Origin of the sequence: Terrabacter sp. RAF57, from assembly GCF_052113925.1 — a bacterium.
GTDB lineage: Bacteria > Actinomycetota > Actinomycetes > Actinomycetales > Dermatophilaceae > Terrabacter.
The window spans coordinates 1-493 of the sequence record NZ_JBFRDT010000060.1 but is presented as its reverse complement, the minus strand read 5'-3'; the positions used below and the strand labels follow the sequence as shown (position 1 = coordinate 493).

The following is a 493-nucleotide window of genomic DNA, read 5'->3' as shown; positions in this document are numbered from 1 at the left end:
CCACCGTGTGCCCTTAAAAACTTGACACTACAAAGATGCTCGCGTCCACTGTGAAGTTCTCAAAATACAACCGGCACCCCACACCCACCACAAGCACAGCTCGCGATCTCGGCAGGGCCCACAACCAGAAAAACCAGCCCACACACACCCCCTCGCCGAAACGAGGGCAGGCATGTGTCGTCCGATCCTTCAGGACCCAACAACGTGTCAAGCACCCACCCGAACCCCCACCGCGTTCCACTCCCTGAGCGCCCTTACGGGCCCTCAACGGGTTGTACTTGCGAGCAGCAGCTCGACCAGGTGCCAAAATCGATGTTCCACCCTTGAGCACCCGCTGCCCCACGTTCGGGGACAGACCGGGCTCTGCCACCACCAGACGAGCTGGCAGTGGAGTGCTCCTTAGAAAGGAGGTGATCCAGCCGCACCTTCCGGTACGGCTACCTTGTTACGACTTAGTCCCAATCGCCAGTCCCACCTTCGACGGCTCCCTCTG

General features: G+C 60.2%; 1 rRNA gene. It reads right to left on the bottom strand.

What is annotated here, in order from left to right:
* Positions 1–403: 403 nt before the first annotated feature.
* A 16S ribosomal RNA gene (locus AB4Y83_RS22695) occupies positions 404–493 on the bottom strand; the annotation flags it as partial.